At 64.1% G+C, this 17,143-nt stretch carries 14 protein-coding genes; 5 read left to right on the plus strand and 9 right to left on the minus strand.

Translation table 11 applies throughout. The features are described 5' to 3' along the window. Positions 1-273: 273 nt before the first annotated feature. Positions 274-1,359 (minus strand): tartrate dehydrogenase, encoded by a 1,086-nt coding sequence (locus tag LMA02_RS30215; RefSeq protein WP_228908694.1) that lies wholly within the window; start codon positions 1,357-1,359, stop codon positions 274-276. Positions 1,360-1,476: 117 nt separating this feature from the next. Between LMA02_RS30215 and LMA02_RS30220 the strand changes: the two genes are divergently transcribed. Beyond that, entirely contained in the window at positions 1,477-2,400 is a 924-nt protein-coding gene (locus tag LMA02_RS30220) for a LysR substrate-binding domain-containing protein (protein WP_228908695.1), read from the plus strand. 159 nt (positions 2,401-2,559) lie between these two features. On the opposite strand, the gene argC is transcribed toward LMA02_RS30220, so the two are convergent. Further along, on the minus strand, positions 2,560-3,507 hold the full coding sequence (argC, locus tag LMA02_RS30225; RefSeq protein WP_228908696.1) for an N-acetyl-gamma-glutamyl-phosphate reductase: 948 nt from the start codon (positions 3,505-3,507) through the stop codon (positions 2,560-2,562). 119 nt (positions 3,508-3,626) lie between these two features. Here argC and LMA02_RS30230 point away from each other — a divergent pair, with 119 nt between their 5' ends. Further along, entirely contained in the window at positions 3,627-4,511 is an 885-nt protein-coding gene (locus LMA02_RS30230; RefSeq protein WP_228908697.1) for a LysR family transcriptional regulator, read from the plus strand. 144 nt (positions 4,512-4,655) lie between these two features. Here the strand turns inward: LMA02_RS30230 and LMA02_RS30235 are convergent, their stop codons facing one another. From LMA02_RS30235 to LMA02_RS30250, 4 genes are all read right to left on the minus strand, one after another. Then, on the minus strand, positions 4,656-5,120 hold the full coding sequence (locus tag LMA02_RS30235; protein WP_126226308.1) for a hypothetical protein: 465 nt from the start codon (positions 5,118-5,120) through the stop codon (positions 4,656-4,658). A gap of 60 nt (positions 5,121-5,180) precedes the next feature. Next, the gene (locus tag LMA02_RS30240; protein ID WP_228908698.1) at positions 5,181-6,398 is read right to left on the minus strand and encodes a patatin-like phospholipase family protein; all 1,218 of its coding nucleotides are present in this window, start codon (positions 6,396-6,398) and stop codon (positions 5,181-5,183) included. A 129-nt stretch (positions 6,399-6,527) separates the two neighbouring features. Beyond that, the gene (locus LMA02_RS30245) at positions 6,528-7,313 is read right to left on the minus strand and encodes a 3-hydroxybutyrate dehydrogenase (RefSeq protein WP_228908699.1); all 786 of its coding nucleotides are present in this window, start codon (positions 7,311-7,313) and stop codon (positions 6,528-6,530) included. 52 nt (positions 7,314-7,365) lie between these two features. Beyond that, positions 7,366-8,106, minus strand: a complete 741-nt coding sequence (locus LMA02_RS30250) for an acetoacetate decarboxylase (protein ID WP_006755415.1) — start codon at positions 8,104-8,106, stop codon at positions 7,366-7,368. A gap of 448 nt (positions 8,107-8,554) precedes the next feature. Between LMA02_RS30250 and LMA02_RS30255 the strand changes: the two genes are divergently transcribed. Further along, positions 8,555-9,136: an undecaprenyl-diphosphatase gene (locus LMA02_RS30255; RefSeq protein ID WP_228908700.1), complete on the plus strand. Its 582-nt coding sequence runs from the start codon at positions 8,555-8,557 to the stop codon at positions 9,134-9,136. Between the two features lie 35 nt (positions 9,137-9,171). On the opposite strand, the gene LMA02_RS30260 is transcribed toward LMA02_RS30255, so the two are convergent. The 3 genes from LMA02_RS30260 to LMA02_RS30270 form a co-directional block, all read right to left on the minus strand. Next, on the minus strand, positions 9,172-9,396 hold the full coding sequence (locus tag LMA02_RS30260) for a hypothetical protein (protein ID WP_228908701.1): 225 nt from the start codon (positions 9,394-9,396) through the stop codon (positions 9,172-9,174). Positions 9,397-9,515: 119 nt separating this feature from the next. Further along, positions 9,516-10,337: a siderophore-interacting protein gene (locus LMA02_RS30265; RefSeq protein ID WP_228908702.1), complete on the minus strand. Its 822-nt coding sequence runs from the start codon at positions 10,335-10,337 to the stop codon at positions 9,516-9,518. Between the two features lie 38 nt (positions 10,338-10,375). Next, positions 10,376-11,089: a PadR family transcriptional regulator gene (locus LMA02_RS30270; RefSeq protein WP_228908703.1), complete on the minus strand. Its 714-nt coding sequence runs from the start codon at positions 11,087-11,089 to the stop codon at positions 10,376-10,378. A 957-nt stretch (positions 11,090-12,046) separates the two neighbouring features. Between LMA02_RS30270 and LMA02_RS30275 the strand changes: the two genes are divergently transcribed. Next, positions 12,047-14,830 (plus strand): type VI secretion system Vgr family protein, encoded by a 2,784-nt coding sequence (locus tag LMA02_RS30275; protein WP_228908704.1) that lies wholly within the window; start codon positions 12,047-12,049, stop codon positions 14,828-14,830. 11 nt (positions 14,831-14,841) lie between these two features. Then, positions 14,842-17,016 carry an effector protein Tle3 domain-containing protein gene (locus LMA02_RS30280; RefSeq protein WP_228908705.1) on the plus strand — a complete coding sequence of 725 codons (2,175 nt, stop codon included), beginning with the start codon at positions 14,842-14,844 and terminating at the stop codon, positions 17,014-17,016. The last annotated feature ends 127 nt before the right edge of the window (positions 17,017-17,143 follow it).

A 17,143-nucleotide genomic window follows, 5' to 3' on the forward strand; every position in this document is an offset into this window, starting at 1 on the left:
ACCGCGCGCATCGAGGTGCGTGATCGGAAGCGCACGTGATTCGAACGCGGTATCCGTGGCACCTTCGCAAAACGCACGGTGAGATTCAATCGGTGTGCATCGATGCGCGATGCAACTCACCGTTCGAAATCGACCACGACACGCGCGCACGCATGCATGAACGTATGCAAACGCACGCATCGGAATTGACAAAGGTGCGCGGCAGTCGGTCGTGTTGCTCACCCTCGAACACGACATCCATCGACCACCTGGCGCACCCTTCACCTCGTTCTATCAGCCGGCGATGCGCGCCGCGATCGCCTCACCGACTTCCTGCGTTCCTGCGTGGCCGCCCAGATCGCGCGTGCGCGGCCCGGTGCGCAGCACGTCCTCGATCGCCGCGACGATCGTGTCGTGCGCTTCGCGCTCGCGCCCGGCGCCGTTGCCGAGGAAGTCGAGCATCAACGCCGCCGACCAGATCATGGCAATCGGGTTCGCGATGTACTGGCCCGTGATGTCCGGCGCGGAGCCGTGCACCGGTTCGAACAGCGACGGAAAGGTGCGATCGGGGTTGAGGTTCGCCGACGGCGCGATGCCGATCGTGCCCGTACAGGCCGGCCCGAGGTCGGAAAGGATGTCGCCGAACAGGTTCGACGCGACGACGACGTCGAAGCGGTCGGGCTGCAGCACGAAGCGCGCGCACAGGATGTCGATGTGCTGCTTGTCCACGGCGATCTCGGGATAACGCTCGCCCATTTCGGCCGCGCGCGCATCCCACCACGGCATGCTGATCGCGATGCCGTTGCTCTTCGTCGCGACGGTCAGCCGCTTCGCGCGGCGCTGGGCGAGCTCGAACGCGAACTTCAGCACGCGCTCGGTGCCGTGGCGCGTGAAGATCGACTGCTGCATGACCACTTCGCGCTCGGTGCCTTCGAACATCGTGCCGCCGACGGACGAATATTCGCCCTCGGTGTTCTCGCGCACGATCATGAAGTCGATGTCGCCCGCCTTGCGGCCGGCCAGCGGCGACGGCACGCCGTCGAACAGGCGCGCGGGCCGCAGGTTGATGTACTGGTCGAACTCGCGGCGGAACTTCAGCAGCGAACCCCACAGCGAAATGTGGTCGGGCACCGTCGCGGGCCAGCCGACCGCGCCGAACAGGATCGCGTCCATGCCCGACAGCCGCGCCTTCCAGTCGTCCGGCATCATCTTGCCGTGCTGCGCGTAGTAATCGCAGCTCGCCCAGTCGATCTGCTCGAACTGAAAGCGGATGCCGAAGCGCGCGGTTACGGCGTCGAGTGCGCGCAGGCCCTCGGGCATCACTTCACGGCCGATGCCGTCACCGGGGATGACGGCAATCCTGTACGTCTTGTCGCTCATGCAAGCCTCCTTGGCTGGTCGGCCCGCCGGCAGCGTGCGCGGCGGAACATGACGCCATTTTATTTATTTCCAATCAGATTAAAATCACATGAAAGGTTAATCGACTTTACACGAATCGTGAACAAATCGCCGAATCTCGACGACCTGCGCGTATTCAGCCTGGTCGTCCGCCTGACGAGCTTCAGCGCGGCCGCCGAGCAGCTCGCGGTGTCGCCTGCGTATGTGAGCAAGCGCATCGCGCTGCTCGAGGCGCAGCTCGGCACGCGCCTGCTGCATCGCTCGACGCGTCGCGTGACGGTCACGGAAGCCGGCGAGCGCGTGTTCGCGCGTGCCGAGAAGATTCTCGACGACGTCGATCATCTCGTCGAGGACGTGTCGACCACGCGCACGGTGCCGCGCGGCACGCTGCGCATCTCGAGCAGCTTCGGCTTCGGCCGCCATGTCGTCGCGCCGGCGCTGCTCGACTTCTCCGCGCGCTATCCGCAGCTCAACGTGCGGCTCGATCTGTTCGACCGGCTCGTCGACGTCGCGGGCGAAGGCTACGACCTCGACGTGCGTATCGGCGACGAGATCGCCGATCACCTGATCGCGCGCCGCCTTGCCACCAACCATCGCGTGCTGTGCGCGTCGCCCGACTATCTCGCCCGGCGCGGCACGCCGCGCACGCTCGCGGATCTCGCGTCGCACGACTGTCTCGCAATCAAGGAGCGCGACCATCCGTTCGGCGTCTGGCGGTTGAACGTGCGCGGGGAAACGGCAACAGTGAAGGTCGGCGGCGCGCTGTCGACGAACCACGGCGAGGTGGCCGTGCAATGGGCGCTGGCCGGACGCGGGATCGTGCTGCGTTCGATCTGGGAAGCGGCGCCGCTGATCAAGCGCGGCGAGCTCTGTCGCGTGCTGCCGGACGCGATTCAGCCGGCGAACATCTGGGCCGTGTATCCGGAACGCGTCGCGGCGTCGGCGAAGGTGCGCGTGTGCGTCGATTTTCTGGTGGAGGCGCTCGCCGGGTTGAATGCCGCGGCGAGCGACGATGCGGGCTGAAATCGGCCAAAGGTGAGCTTTTACGGGGGCATGTGCGGCGCATCGGCAAGCACCCGTTTACGGCATACAGCCGCGTCGCGAGCCGCTGCGTTCAGCAGGCACCGACGCATCGGCGACCGCGATGCGTCGGGCCGGCCGACGATGGTGCCCGCGCGCGGTTTATGCCGCTTTCGCCGCGCTCGCCGCACCGAGCATCAGGTCGAGATTCTGCACGGCCGCGCCGGAGGCCCCTTTGCCCAGATTGTCGAACACGGCGGCCAGCAGCACCTGACCGTGATCGGCATTGACGAACACGCTGAGCCGCAGGTCGTTCGAGCCGTTCAGCGCTTGCGGATCGAGATGCGTGATCGCGCGCGTGTCCGCGAGCGGCGTGACCTCGACGTGGCGCGCGCCGGCGTAATGGTGCGCGAGACACGCGTGCAGCGCCTCACCGGTCACGCCGGCCGGCAGCAGCCGCAGCTCGATCGGCACGGTCAGCACGATGCCCTGCCGATAGGCGCCGTAAGCCGGCACGAACAGCGGACGGTGTGCGAGCCCGGCATGCAGCTGGATCTCGGGCACATGCTTGTGCGCGAGCGCGAGGCCGTAGACCTGAAGCGGTTGCGCGCGTGCGGCGTCGTTCGATTCGAACGCGTCGACGGCGGTCCGCCCGCCGCCCGAGTAACCGGACACCGCATGGATGCTCACCGGGTAATCGCGCGGCAGCAGGCCCGCCTGTTGCAGCGGCCGAAGGAGACCAATCGCGCCGGTCGGATAGCAGCCCGGATTGGTGACGCGCCGCGCGTGCGCGATTGTCTGCGCGTGTCCGTCGACCATCTCGGGAAAACCGTAGACCCAATCCGGTTCGGTGCGATGGGCCGAACTCGCGTCGATCACGCGTACCGCCGGATTCCGGATGAAGCCGACCGCTTCGCGCGCCGCGGCGTCCGGCAAGCACAGGATCGCGATATCGGATGCGTTGATGGCTTCGGCGCGCCGTGCGGGGTCCTTGCGTTCGGCATCCGGCAGCGTGACGAGCCGCAGGTCGGTGCGATCCCGCAGGCGCTCGTGGATCTGCAAGCCGGTCGTACCTTGGTCGCCGTCGATGTAGACAGTGGGGAGGCTCATGATGGTCGCGTTCCTCGTTTCGGGCATCGGGAAAGCCGTATCGTCCACCGAACGCCTAGAATAGGAAAAGTTGAATTTCCTGATTGCCGGATTCAGTTTTCCTGAACGAGAGGGGGCGCATGCGCGAGATCAGTCTGGACCGATTGCGTACGCTGGTCGCGATTGCCGACCAGGGATCGTTCGTGGCCGCCGCGCAGCTGCTTCATCTGGCGCCGCCGACGGTCAGTCTTCATGTCGCCGAACTCGAAAGCCGGATCGGCGCTCCGTTGCTGTCGCGCACGCGCGGCAACGTGCAGCCGTCGACCATCGGTGCCGTGCTGGTGGAGCGGGCGCGCCGTCTGCTGGCCGAGGTCGAGGCGACCCTCGACGACGTGGAGCGGCAAGTGCAGGGGCTGACCGGGCGTGTGCGCCTCGGCGCATCGACCGGCGCGATCGCCCATCTGTTGCCGCAGGCGGTGGCCCGGTTGCGCGAGCGGCATCCGGATATCGACGTACAGATCGCGGTGCTCACGTCGCAAGACACGCTGGCGCGCATCGCGCAGGGCACGCTCGACGTCGGGCTGGTCGCGTTGCCGCAGCCGGCGGTCGCGGGGCTGTCGATCCGCGCGTGGCGGCGCGATCCGGTGCTGGCCTTCCTGCCCGCGGACTGGCGACTGCCGGCGCGTGTGACGCCGGCCTATCTGGCCGCGCGTCCGCTGATTCTCAACGATGCGACCACCCGCCTGTCGCGGCTCACGACGGAATGGTTCGGGCTCGGCGGCCATCGGCCCGAGCCGCGCATCGAACTCAACTACAACGATGCGATCAAGAGTCTGGTCGCCGCGGGTTACGGCGCGACGCTGCTGCCGCACGAGGCGGGCGCCCCGCCGCCCGACGCACGCATCGTCATGCGGCCGCTGCGTCCGGCGTTGTGGCGGGAACTGGGTATCGCGCATCGGGTCGGCCCGGTCGAGCGCTCGACACAGCACGTGCTCGACGCGTTATGGGCGCTCGGCGCGCGATAGGGAATCGCGCCGCCGTTCAGGACGCACGCCGCGGTGCCGACTCGAGCGGACGCGGCATGCGCGAGGCCGAACGCTTCAGCCTGTCGCCCGGTGCGGCCACATGCGGGCCGGCTTGTGCCGGCGCCTGCACGCGGCTCGGACCCGTTACAGCCGGTTGTCCCTAGCGAGCATCAGCACGCGCGCCCAGCGCCGTGCATCGCGCTTGTCCATCATCGGCAGCTTCCATTCGCCGCGCACCGCGTCGCGCACGCGTACGACCAGATGCCAGCGGCCGTCGATCGGCGCGGCCTCGCAGCCATCGAGCTGCGACAGCGTATAGCGGCCGTCCGCGCCGTCTTGCGACAGCCACAGCAGCCCCTGCGACGCGGACACGCGCACCTCGCCCCATGCGCGATGCACGATGTGGGTCCAGCCTTGTTCTTTCGTGTTCGGCGCGATGTCGCGGCGGCGTTTGATCCACCACGCGATCAGCGCGATCAGGATGGCGCCGGCGAGGACGGCGGCCGCGATCGCGACCGGCTGGCCGAACTGCGCGGCGATGACGTGAAACAGGTGAACCGCGCCCCATCCAATGGCGATGAGCGCGAACAGCGCAATGAAAATCGGCATGTCGAATCGGAAAAGAGGACGGACCGGCGCAGGCAGCGCGCCGGTCCGCCGCACACGGCATTACCGGCGGCGGTGAATGTCGTGCGTGACGAAGCCCGCGTCGTTGACGGGCAGCGCGAGGCCGTCCTTGACCGCGAGCGTCTTGCGGATGTCGTCGAGACCCGCGGACCAGTGGTCGCGCATCGTCGACAGACCGAACTGATAGTCCTTGTAGTGGTGCTCGTACGCCTTCTGCTGATAGATCAGGTGCTGGATGTTGTACTTCTTCCCGCTCGACATCGCGTCAGCCTCGACGCACCACGGGTCGTTCTTGCGCTGCTCTTCCGGCACCTGCTCGAGCACGTGGCGCAGCACGTTGCGGTAGCGCTGTTCGCGCTGCAGCGTGTCGGTGACGAAGCGCGTGCGGCTCGAATACTGCACGTCCTTCGTGCGTTCCGCGACATCGGCCATCGTGCGCGGCAGCGGCCCGCGTGCGCTCCACAGATCGACCTGGAACGCGAGCGTGTCGCGGCGCGGACGCGCGCGCAGCACTTCCATCAGCGGCGTGTTCGACACGACGCCGCCGTCCCAGTAGTACTCGCCGTCGATCTCGACGGGCGGGAACGCGGGCGGCAGCGCGCCGGATGCCATGAAGTGCTCGGGCGTGAGGCGAATGCGCGAGTTGTCGAAGTACACGAAGTTGCCGGTGCCGACGTTGACCGCGCCGACCGACACGCGCGTCTCGCCCGAGTTGATCCGGTCGAAATCGCACAGCTTCAGCAGCGTCGCGCGCAGCGCCGACGTGTCGTACCAGCTGATCTTTTCCGGATGATCGGACACGCCCGGCATCGGCGGCGGGAAACGCGGCACGAAGAAGCCCTGCTGGCCCTGCATCATCGCGCTCGCGGCCTGCGACGCGGTGAAGAACGTGCGGATCTGGTCGATGCTGTTGAACAGCGCGAATTCGAACGCGGCCGGCATCGCGGGAAAGAACGCCGGCTGGCAGATCGTTTCCCAGAATTCGCGCAGCCGCTCGACGCGATGTTCGGGCGCATTGCCGGCGATCAGCGCGGTGTTGAGCGCGCCGATCGAGATGCCTGCGATCCAGTCGAGCGGAACGCTCGCTTCGTGCAGCCCTTCGAACACGCCGGCCTGATACGCGCCGAGCGCGCCGCCGCCTTGCAGGACGAGCGCGATCGTTTCGTATGGCAGCGACCGCGCAGCGGCCGGTGCGCCGGCCTCGTGATGCAGGTCCGCCGCATCGACGGCCTGCTTTTCTGTACGCGCGTGCGGTTTCATCAGTTGCTCCGAGAAATCCGCCGTTGATGGCGGAGACGGATGGCGTGACGTCGATCGACGTCATGCCATCGTGAGTCTTGAGAATGGGCGGTGGTGCGGGAATCGCCTCCCGTCAGGGAGGCGAAGACATTACTGCATGAACCAGCCGTGGCTGACGATGAACGACTGCCCCGTGAGCGCGGCGCTCGGGAACGCCGACAGGAACAGCACTGTCTGCGCGACGTCCTGCACCGTCGTGAACACGCCGTCGACCGTGTTGCCGAGCATCACCTTCTTGATCACTTCCTCTTCGCTGATCCCGAGCTCCTTCGCCTGCTCCGGAATCTGCTTGTCGACGAGCGGCGTGCGCACGAAGCCCGGACACACGACGTGCGAGCGCACGTTGTGCTTCGCACCTTCCTTCGCCAGCACGCGCGCCAGGCCGAGCAGACCATGCTTGGCCGTCACGTAGGCCGACTTCAGCGGCGACGCTTCGTGCGAGTGCACCGAACCCATGTAGATCACGACTCCGCCGCGATCATCCTTGTACATGTGCTTGAGCGCGGCCTTCGTCGTCAGGAACGCGCCGTCGACGTGGATCGCCTGCATCTTCTTCCAGTCGGAGAACGCGTAGTTCTCGATCGGATTGACGATCTGGATGCCGGCATTCGACACGAGGATGTCGATCGAGCCGAACGCTTCGGCGACCTTGTCGATGCCGCTATTCACGGCGTCCTCGTTGGTCACGTCCATCGCGACGCCGATCGCCTTGCCGCCTGCCTTGTTGATCTCGTCGGCAACCGCGTTCGCGCCGTCCTGGTTCAGGTCGGCGATCGCGACGGCCGCGCCCGCCTTGGCGAGCTCCAGTGCGATTTCCTTGCCGATGCCGCTTGCGGCGCCCGTGACGACTGCGGTCTTGCCATTCAGGTTGCTCATTTCGAATTTCCCGTGGTGAAAGGATTGACAGGGAGAAAGGACTGCGGACGTGTTACTGAGCCAGATAATCGTAGACGACTTCGCCGAGGCCGAGTGTCAAATCCGCGACGATGTGGCGGGCTTCGACGATCTCGAGCACCGGCAGGTCGGCCACCGGCGCAAGTGCGTGCGGCGCCAGCTCGAGCGACGCGGGGCCCGTCCAAGCGCCCTTCATCTTGATGTCCTGCATGTAGTAGCGCACCAGTTCGCACACGCGTGCGGTGCCGTCGACGTGCGGGATGATCTTCAGCAGGAAGTTCGGGCCGGCGAGGCGTTTCGCCTGCTCTTCGATGTCGAGTTCCTTGTGCTTGTAGCCCATCGTGCCGGTCGCGACGCGCACCTTGCCGTAGTCCAGCGTGCCCAGGATGTGATCGGTGTTCACGTGCAGCGTGGGCGACGCGAGCTTCTTCGGGAAGCCCCACAGCTCGCGGCCGCCGGCGATCGGCGGGTGATCGTCGAGATACATCGCGAGCGTGTAGCCGCCGGCCTGGCCGTTGTATTCGACGGGGATCACCTGGCCGCTTTCGGTGTAGTCGCCGAAGCCGGTCGAATCGGCCATGCGAATGAATTCGTAATGCACGAGCGGCTCGGTGATCTGCAGCGGCTCGGGGACAATCTCGCGCAGACGGTCCGGATCGGTGCGATACGTGATGATCAAAAACTCACGATCGACGAAACGGTACGGCCCCATCGGGAAAGCAGGGCTGGTCAACGGCATCGCAAACGCGTTCGATCGGACATCGCTGATTTTCATGCGGACTCCTTGGTGTTGATCGCTTCGTGGATGATTGGTCGTAATCGTATGCCTGTGCGTCGCCGTTGTGCGATGCCGCATATGGAATTAATTGTTGCCGATTTCGATTCATTTGCCGCCTAAATATTGAGGCGGGTGGCACAAACGGGGGTGGTTGGCGCCTGACGGTCCGAAGTTCGCACGCATCAACGACACCACGATGTGAAAAAGGTGAGGCTTTACGGGATGGTTGGTGAGTTTTTACGGGAGACGGTCGCGCGCGGATGTGTCAATTGTGTGAACTTGTGTTGCAGTGCGGGCTCTAAGTGCGTTCGCGCGCGGCGCACGGGCCGGCCCTGATCACCGGTAGGCCGACGCATTAAGCAACGCTTAAGCGGGTGCGCCCTAGCATCGTTTGCCTCCGACCGGCACGGCCGGTCCACTCATTACGTCCCACGCAACCGGATTCATGCAGAACCTCAATCTCACCCTGTTTTCCGCCATCAATGCCGGCGCCGCGCCGCACCCCGGCGTTGCCCGCCTCGCGATCTTCGCCGCCGACTGGCTCGTCTATGCGCTGCCTGCAATGCTGCTGCTGACCTGGATCTTCGGCGAACGCCCGACGCGGCGCCAGGCGATCGAAGCCGGCGTCGGCACATGCGTGGCGCTGGCGCTCGCGCAGGTGCTCGGGCATTTCTGGTTTTCGCCGCGGCCGTTCATGGCCGGCGTCGGCACGCAACTGATTCCGCATGTGCCGGACAGCTCGTTTCCGAGCGATCACATGACGTTCGCGTGGAGTCTCGCCGTCGGCATGATGCTCGCCGGCACCACGCGGCTGACCGGGTTCGTGATGGCTGCGATGGCCGTCGCGATTGCATGGGGTCGGGTGTATGCGGGCGTGCACTGGCCGTTCGACATGGCCGGTGGCGTGCTGGTCGGCACGGCCGGCGCGCTGGCCGCGCACCTGTACGGGCAACGCGTGGTCGAGCTGCTCGAACGGATCGGCGACGTGGTGCACGCGGTGATGATGGGGCGCGAGCGCACGCCCTGAGAGAACCAAGCGGGAGAAGTGCGGGCCGGACGCCATCAACCGGGCGTCTTGACCGCGTCGGCCGATGCCGGCGTGCCGTCGCCTGCTTCGTGCAGTTCGGGCGTTTCGCCCGGGTGCCGGGCGGCGTCGCGTTCGAGAGAACTTTCCTTCAGGATCGCGCACATCGCGACGAACAGCGCGAGCACGACGGCCGCCAGGCTGCAATAGCCGGCGATCTTCAGGTGGCGAAGGAAAGGCGAAGCGTGGCTTTCTCTTGTCATGACCGGGCGCTCCTGGGCGGGCTGCGGCGGCTGTCGCCCGACAGCGGCGTCGCAGACATACATATATACCAGCCGCCCCGCCGATGCCAAGCCCGCCGATGCGCGGGCGCCCGTTCGCGTCAGTCTTCCAGCGTTTCGTGCACGGCCGCCGCACCGCGCTTCCAGTATGCCGCCGCGCGGATGCGCGACTTGTCGATGCCGCGCTCGCCGGTCAGGTGCAGACGCACCGCGCGCATCGACTGCGCTTCACCCGCCGCCCAGACATAACCGTCGCCGGAGGACGGCAGCGGCAGTTCGCGCACCGCATTCAGCAGGGCGTCGCCGTCCGCCGCGTCGGCTTCGGCGCGAAAGCGCCAGATTTCATGCACGTCGGCGCGCGTATCGAACGAGATCTGCGCGGTGCGATCCGCGACTTCCAGCACGACCGCCGCACGGGCGCCGGCCGGCAGCTGCTCGAGACGCCGCGCGATCGCCGGCAGCGCCGTATCGTCGCCGATCAGCAGATGCCAGTCGAAATCGATCGGGACCACGAACGAACCGCGCGGGCCGCCGATGCCGAGCCATTGGCCGACGCGAGCCTGCGCCGCCCACTGCGATGCGGGGCCCGGATGATTCAGCACGAATTCCAGATCGAGTTCGCAGGCGGCGCGGTCGAAGCGGCGCGGCGTGAAGTCGCGCGCGACCGGCTTCGGTTCGCCTTCGGGAAACTCGGGGCCGTTCGCGCCGAGCGTCGGCATCGCGGGCTGCTCGGCGCCGGGCGGCGGGAAAAACACCTTCACGTGGTCGTCGAACGACGACGATTCGAAATCAGCGAGGTCGGGGCCGCTGAGCGTGACGCGCAGCAGATGCGGCGTCACGGCGTGCACGCGCACGACCTGCAGCAGGCGGAACTTGAGGGTATGGCGCACGCGGGTCACGGTGCGCTCGGATGTGTTCTGCATCAATCCGTACTCCTTAGGTTTTGACGAGGCGGCGCGGATTACGCGCCGGTGCCGCCTTCGATTTCGGCCGTCGCGCGGCGCATGATCGCCGCGATGCGCCGCTGTTCGTCGGCATCGGCGGCGCTCTTGTGCAGCAGCGCCCGCTTGAGCGCGAGACGCGCGTCGACGAACTCAGGAAGCCAGCCGGGCTGTGCGTCGTCCGGTGCTTCGCTGCCCGCCGATTCACCGGCGAACGCGCGGCGCATGAATTCCATCTTGCGGGCGAGGTGCGTGAGGCGCGCGAACAGCGTGTCGACGCGTTCGCGCTGCGCGTCGAGATGCGCGCGGCCGGCATCGGTCAGTGCATAGCGCTTGCGATTGCCTTCCGCCTGCGACGCGACGAAGCCCACTTCCTCGAGATACGTGAGCGCCGGATACACCATGCCGGGGCTCGGGCTGTAGAAGCCGTTCGAGCGCGTGTCGAGCGCCTTGATCAGCTCGTAGCCGTGGCTCGGCTGCTCGGCGACGAGCGCGAGCAGCAGCAACTGGAGATCGTCGGAGCTGAACTGGCGGCCGCGCGGCATGCCGTCGTCGCCGAAATCGCCAAAGCCGCCGCGTCCGCCACGGCCGCCGAACGGACCGCCGCCGCCAAACGGGTCGTGGCCGCGACGGTGGCGGCCGATCGCGTGCCAGAGGCCGGCGAACCAGTCAGGGCCGGCATGCGCACCATGACCGTCGCATCGGGCATGGCCGCGGGAGGGGTTGTGTCGCATGATCGTGTCCTATATATCGTAAAACATATCTAAAGATATATATCGAAAGATAGGGTGTCAAGGGAGATTATTGGAGTCAGACGAGTGCCGGTGACGCGGAGGAGAGGGAGCAATACGACAACGAGATGCCGTTTTGCCCGCCGGCATGCAGGCTCATGCCGCTTGCGACGACCGTGTCCCCGCAACGCGCCGGTGCGGTTACGCGTTTGATGAATTGGATAACTGAACGAACGAAGCGCGGCTGCTCGAACGGATTGCCGCCCAGCCTCGCCGTAATCGATATCGATATGGCGTCGTCGATATAGGCACGCGCGGCTGCATCGACCGGGCGCCTCGACAATGACTGCAAGGGGAGCGTGACTACGCCGAGTGCGTATGAAGCTCGCTTGGCTGTTGATAAGACACCATACGCACGTCTATAGCACTTGAGAATGTACTTTCGGTCCGTGTACCTCGACCCGGCAGAGCATCGAAGCTGGGATGCGGCTTAGCGGAACCGTCTCGCCGTATGGCATTCCCCTGTCTCGGATTGTGGAGTTATTGGATTCTCCTTTTTCAGAGGTCGACTTTTCTGTCACTTCCTCGCAAGGGAATTCGCAGAAAAGTAACCAAGCCATTGATTTGCATGGACCGTCGAGATGACTTTTTTGCGAACTTACATGAGGATCGGTGCTGTGATACGGCAGCGAGGGATCGACGTCGCAGACTCGACGGGTATGGTTACGGGTTCGGCGCCGACTGAGTGCACCAGGTCTCGCGAAGTGATGTGAGGGCGCGCCCAACGCGGACCGGCGCGGCCGAAATTAGTGTTCTTCGTCGAATAATGTAAAAAATTGCCAATGGGGTTATGACATTGTTACCTTCGTGTGATGTTTTGGTAAAATCGCGCGGAACTGCCAGCCTTCTATAGAGAAGCAACATTCGGCGGCCGATAACGAATCAAACTGAGAGACCGTCGTGAATATCCGAGAGTCGTTTCGCAATTTCGTATCGGGAATCGATGCGAATCAGCGGCCCGTCGTGCTGAATTGGGGCAAGGCGCAGCATGCGCTGGAGTCGAAAATCGCGTTGCAGCACGCGAGCATCCACGAAAGCATGATGACCGGCATCAACGGTTACCTGACCTGCATTTCGCAACAGAGTGATCTGTCTCCGAAGCTTTTCATCGGTACGCCGGTTTCAGTCGGTATAGTTACCGATCGCGGGCAAGTGCATGCCATCAATGCAATCGTCAGCGCCGTACAGATCGGGCGGACCGACGGGGAACTGACGGTTTACCAGTTCACCGTGATCGACGCGGTGAACCTGCTGCAAAAGCGCACCAACTCTCGCATCTTCCGTCACGTGAGCGTTGTCGATGTACTCGGGATCGTCCTGAGCGAATGGCGACAGCGCAGCGTGGCTCTCGCACAGGCGTTCGAGTTCGACCTGTCCCAACTCGACAGATCACGCTATCCAAGTCGGTCCTTCGTACGCCAGGTCAACGAAACCGACGCCCGTTTCATCTCCCGAATCGCGCGCCGCGACGGCATCACGATGTTCGTGCGCGCCGGACGGGCAAGCGGCGAGACGAAAGACGGCGATCCTCCCGTGCATACGTTGGTGTTCTGCGACGACCCGCAAAAACTGAGCGAGTGCACCGCAGGTACGGTCCGCGTTCATCCGCGTGATGCCGGAACGGAACAGCGCGACACCATCACCGCGCTGACCATGCGCCAGCAACTGATTTCAGGGGAATCGGCTCGACCTTCGTGGGACTACCGCTATGCCCGCGTGGACCAGTCGAGCGCATCGACGAAAATCGATCAGGGCGAATCGGCTAACGATCTCGCGAAATTGCTGACGGACATCGTGATCGACGTCCCGCATATGGCGGATTCTTGGGCGGACCACGAGCGGATGACGGAAGACCGCATTCTGGCTCACGAAGCGCAGGCGGTCCGATACGACGGCGTAAGCGGCATTCGCGACCTCGCAGTCGGGTCGTGGATCACGATTGCCGGAGATGACGAGTGGGGCATGCTCTCGTCCGACACGCAGCAATTCGTGATCACGTCGCTGCACCACGAGGTCTGGAACAATCTGCCCAAAGGGTTGAACGAGCGTGCGCAGGCGTTGTTCGCCGCTAGTCATACGCTTGAACGGCCGCGAACGATGACCGATGGCGACCCGTCCGGGCAGGATACGCGCTACGAGAATGCATTCTCGTGCGTGCCGCGCGGCACGCCGCTCACGCCGCTTTATGATCCGAAGATCGATCTCCCGCCGACGCCGCTGATCACCGGACGCGTGGTCGGGGTCGAGGGGGAGGAGGTCAGTTGCGACGAGAATGGCTGCGTGTTCGTGCAGATTCTCGGTCAGGATTCCCGCGATCATGCGCATGCGCAGGGTGCCGGAACGAACAGCAACGAGAGCGATAGCGCACCGATCCGCGTGGCATCCAGTCTGGCCGGGCCGAATTTCGGCGAGACTTTCTTGCCGCGGGTGGGCACTGAAGTTCTGCTCGGGAGCCTCGGCGGGGATCCGGACAGGCTGGTCATCATCGGCGTGCTGGCAAACGGCGCGAACATGCCGGCGAGCTTCACTCATACGGGCAGTCTGCCGGGCAATCGCTTTCTGTCCGGTATCAAGACGAAGGAAATCAAGGGGCAGCGCTACAACCAGCTTCGTCTCGACGACACACCGCAGCAAATCAGCGCGCAGCTTGCATCGGAGCATGCGCATAGCCAGTTGAATCTCGGCTACCTGACGCAACCACGCGACGACGGACGGGGTGCAGACCGCGGCCAAGGCGCCGAATTGCGCACGGACGCGGCAGCCGCGTTGCGCGCGGCGCAAGGGATGCTTCTGACGACTTACGCGCGTACACAGGCGAGCGGCGGACAGCTTGACCGCGATGAACTCGTCGAGTTGCTCGGCGAATGCGCGGAGCTGTTCAAGGCGTTGGGAGATTACGCCGGACAGCACGGCGGCACGGCGACCGATGCGACGGGGCAGCAAGCTGTCGTGACCGCCTTCAAGGGATGGACGCCGGGCGGCCACGCTTCAGGCGACGATCGTGCGTCGAACGCCGACGCAGGCGACTCTCAGGCGCTGATGGCATTCGGCGCAAAGGCGGGTGCGCTCAATATCACCCCGAAGACTTACGTGACCTACGCCGGCGAGAACATCGATCAGATCGCGCGGCAGAACCTGCAATTCGCCGGTGGTCAGCGCGTGATCACGACGGCTGGCCAGGGCATCCACCTGTTCGGGCGCGGAGAAGGCGTCCGCGCGATTGCCGGTGAAGGCCCAGTGGTCTTGCAGGCGCAACAGGACACGCTTTCGGCGACTGCCCAGAAGGGCATCCAGATCATGTCGGTCGGCGACGAGGTGTTGATCTCGGGCAAGTCGATCCGGCTCGTCGCGGAAGACGGAAGCTACGTGAAAGTCGGTGGCGGTGTCGAGGTCGGTTCCGACGGTGCGTTCACCGCGCACACGGCGGGACATGATTTCGTCGGCCCGAACACGGACCACGTTGCGCCGCCGGCCTTCAATCGCGCCGGTGCCGATCAGAAGTTCCGCTTGCGGTACCCCGGCACCGACGGTGACGACGGCACGCATCCCGTGCCGAATCGCCCGTACAAGATCACGCTGCGCAATGGCCAGGTCATTAACGGGGTCTCGGATGCACACGGGATGACGGAGCTGGCATCGAGCGACGCGATGCACATAGCACACATTCAGGTTTTCGACGTTTAAGGCAGGCGATCATGTCCGATACTACAACCTCGTCGTCCCGGATCGTCGGCGAACATCAGGCGATTCTCAATTGCAACCGGCCGCAGGATGCGTTCGTCAATACCGACGTACAAAATCGCTTCCCGTGCACGACGATCCTGATCCATGGCGTGAATGACCTTGGAACGGATTTCGGCACGGTCGAAGGCGGACTGTGCGAGGGATTGAACGACCGCCTCGGTCGCACCGATTTCAAGGGCGCGGAGTACTCGCACGGCCGCATGGCGAACGACCCGAGCCAGGTGAGCGTTGCCGACATGATGAAGAACATGGACGACGTCATCTATCGTCGGCAGGAAAGCGAAGAGACAAGGAGCCCGTTGATTCCGTTTTATTGGGGGTTACGCGTCGGGAAGGAAGATTTGCCCCGGGACCCCAATAAGGAAACCGTCAACGGCCAGTACGTCGACCGGTTCGGCAACCGCCTCGATGAGCACCGCGCGCGCAACGGCGGATTCTTCGCCAATGCGACCAACAACATCCCCGACATGTTCGACTCGAATTTCAAAGGGGGAATGACGACGAAAATTCTCGACCGGATGCAGGGCGACCCGACGCACCCGCTTCGCGAGGCGGAAAATCGGCATTACATGTTGCTGGCAGCTCGGCGGCTCGCGGCATTGGTGCGGCAAATCCGCCTTATCGACCCGGACGGGACGGTCAACATCATTGCGCACAGTCAGGGCACGCTGATATCGCTGCTCGCCCAGGCCTATCTCGTCGAGGGGCTGATTCCAAACCAGTGTGGCCCGGCTGACCGTCCTGCTGACACGTTGGTCCTGATCGACTCGCCCTACAGCTTGAGCGAGGAGTTCATGGATCGGCTGCTGCAACGCGGGGACCAGCAGCAGACGGCTTACGCGCGTGCAAAGACCCTGGCAAACCTGGCCGGGCATGTGGCGAGCGGCAAATATCCGACGCCGCCACTCGATCAATTGAAGTTCGAGCCAGGACGGGACAATTTTGGCATCGTCGGCCCAACGTGGGATCCCGCGCAGGCGACGCGCCTGAGCGGGCCGCAAGGTAACGAATGTGTCGTGTTTGCCGAACGCGACAATCGCGGAAAAATCTACATGTACTTCAGCCCGGAGGATGCGACCGTCGGTCTGCGCGGCGTCAATGGCATGGGGTGTTCCGGTTTGCCCGACTCCATTGACGTGCGTGCAGCGCAGCCGGGAAGCAAACCTGAAAAAATCAACCTGTTGTCGGCGGCTTTCCGGCAGCGTGTCTTTACCCGGCGTCTGCGGCAGGGCAAGCCAGTTCAGGTTGGTACGCCGCCGGGAAACTTTACGATGCGGGAAAAGGGCGAAACATCCCATGGCTTGCCCGGCGGCTTCACGACATGGGTGAAGTCGACGCAGGTAAGCGTCGGTACCGAGCGCAATATCAATGGTGAAGCATTGACGCCACCGTTCGATCCCGAAATGGAAGGCAATGTGCTGCCTGGAACGGAGGCAACGCCGCTCTCGAAGAAAAATGCCGGCGAGCATGCTCCCGGCAAACAATCCATTGACCAGCTCGAAGCGGAAATTGCCTTGAGCACGAACAGTGGCGAAGGTGCGTTGCAGCCATTGCCCGCACAAATCATCGACTGGCCAACGAGCGGGGATGGGAAGCTGCCCACGCCCGCAGAGGTGGAGGCCTCGTTGAATGCGGGCAAGGGTCCCGACGATCAGTGCAAGGTAGGTCGGATCGTACCGACGGTACCGCCGTCGCCGGGACACATCGTCGTTTATCGGCAGGAGACGCTAAACGAAGCCAAGGTTCGGCTGATGAATAAGCATCCGGGAGAAAGCTCATATCACTCGGCGGTCATGAGCGGTCGTAGAAATCACCGATGTGCGACCGCGTACGATGTGTCAATCGGCCAGGCGCGTGTGTTGGACGATCCGGACTGGGCAAAACTCCTGCGGGCTATTGCTGATTGGAGACTTCCGGAGAGTGATATAGTAAAAGCCGAGAGAAAACTCGGCAAAAAACTCGACTCCGTAACGTCCGACATAGTAAAAGCCAATTGCAGCTATTACGAAAGCGGAGTTTTCCCGGAAAATGATATTGTGCCCAAGGATTTTCCTGACGGTGTGGTCAGTGAAACCAGGAAAGATCGAAATAGTGAAGATGCAAAAGAAGCACGATCGGTACATTGACAAATTGATGCGCCATGATTACGACAAACGTCACACGACCACCGGCTTCACGAATATTTCTGATTGCACTCGCAATCATAACTCTCTTATGGATTGCAGTCTTTGAATTTGTTGTTAGAAGGGAGGG

The organism is Burkholderia sp. B21-005 (assembly GCF_020843965.1).
In the GTDB taxonomy this organism is placed as follows: Bacteria; Pseudomonadota; Gammaproteobacteria; order Burkholderiales; family Burkholderiaceae; genus Burkholderia; species Burkholderia ambifaria.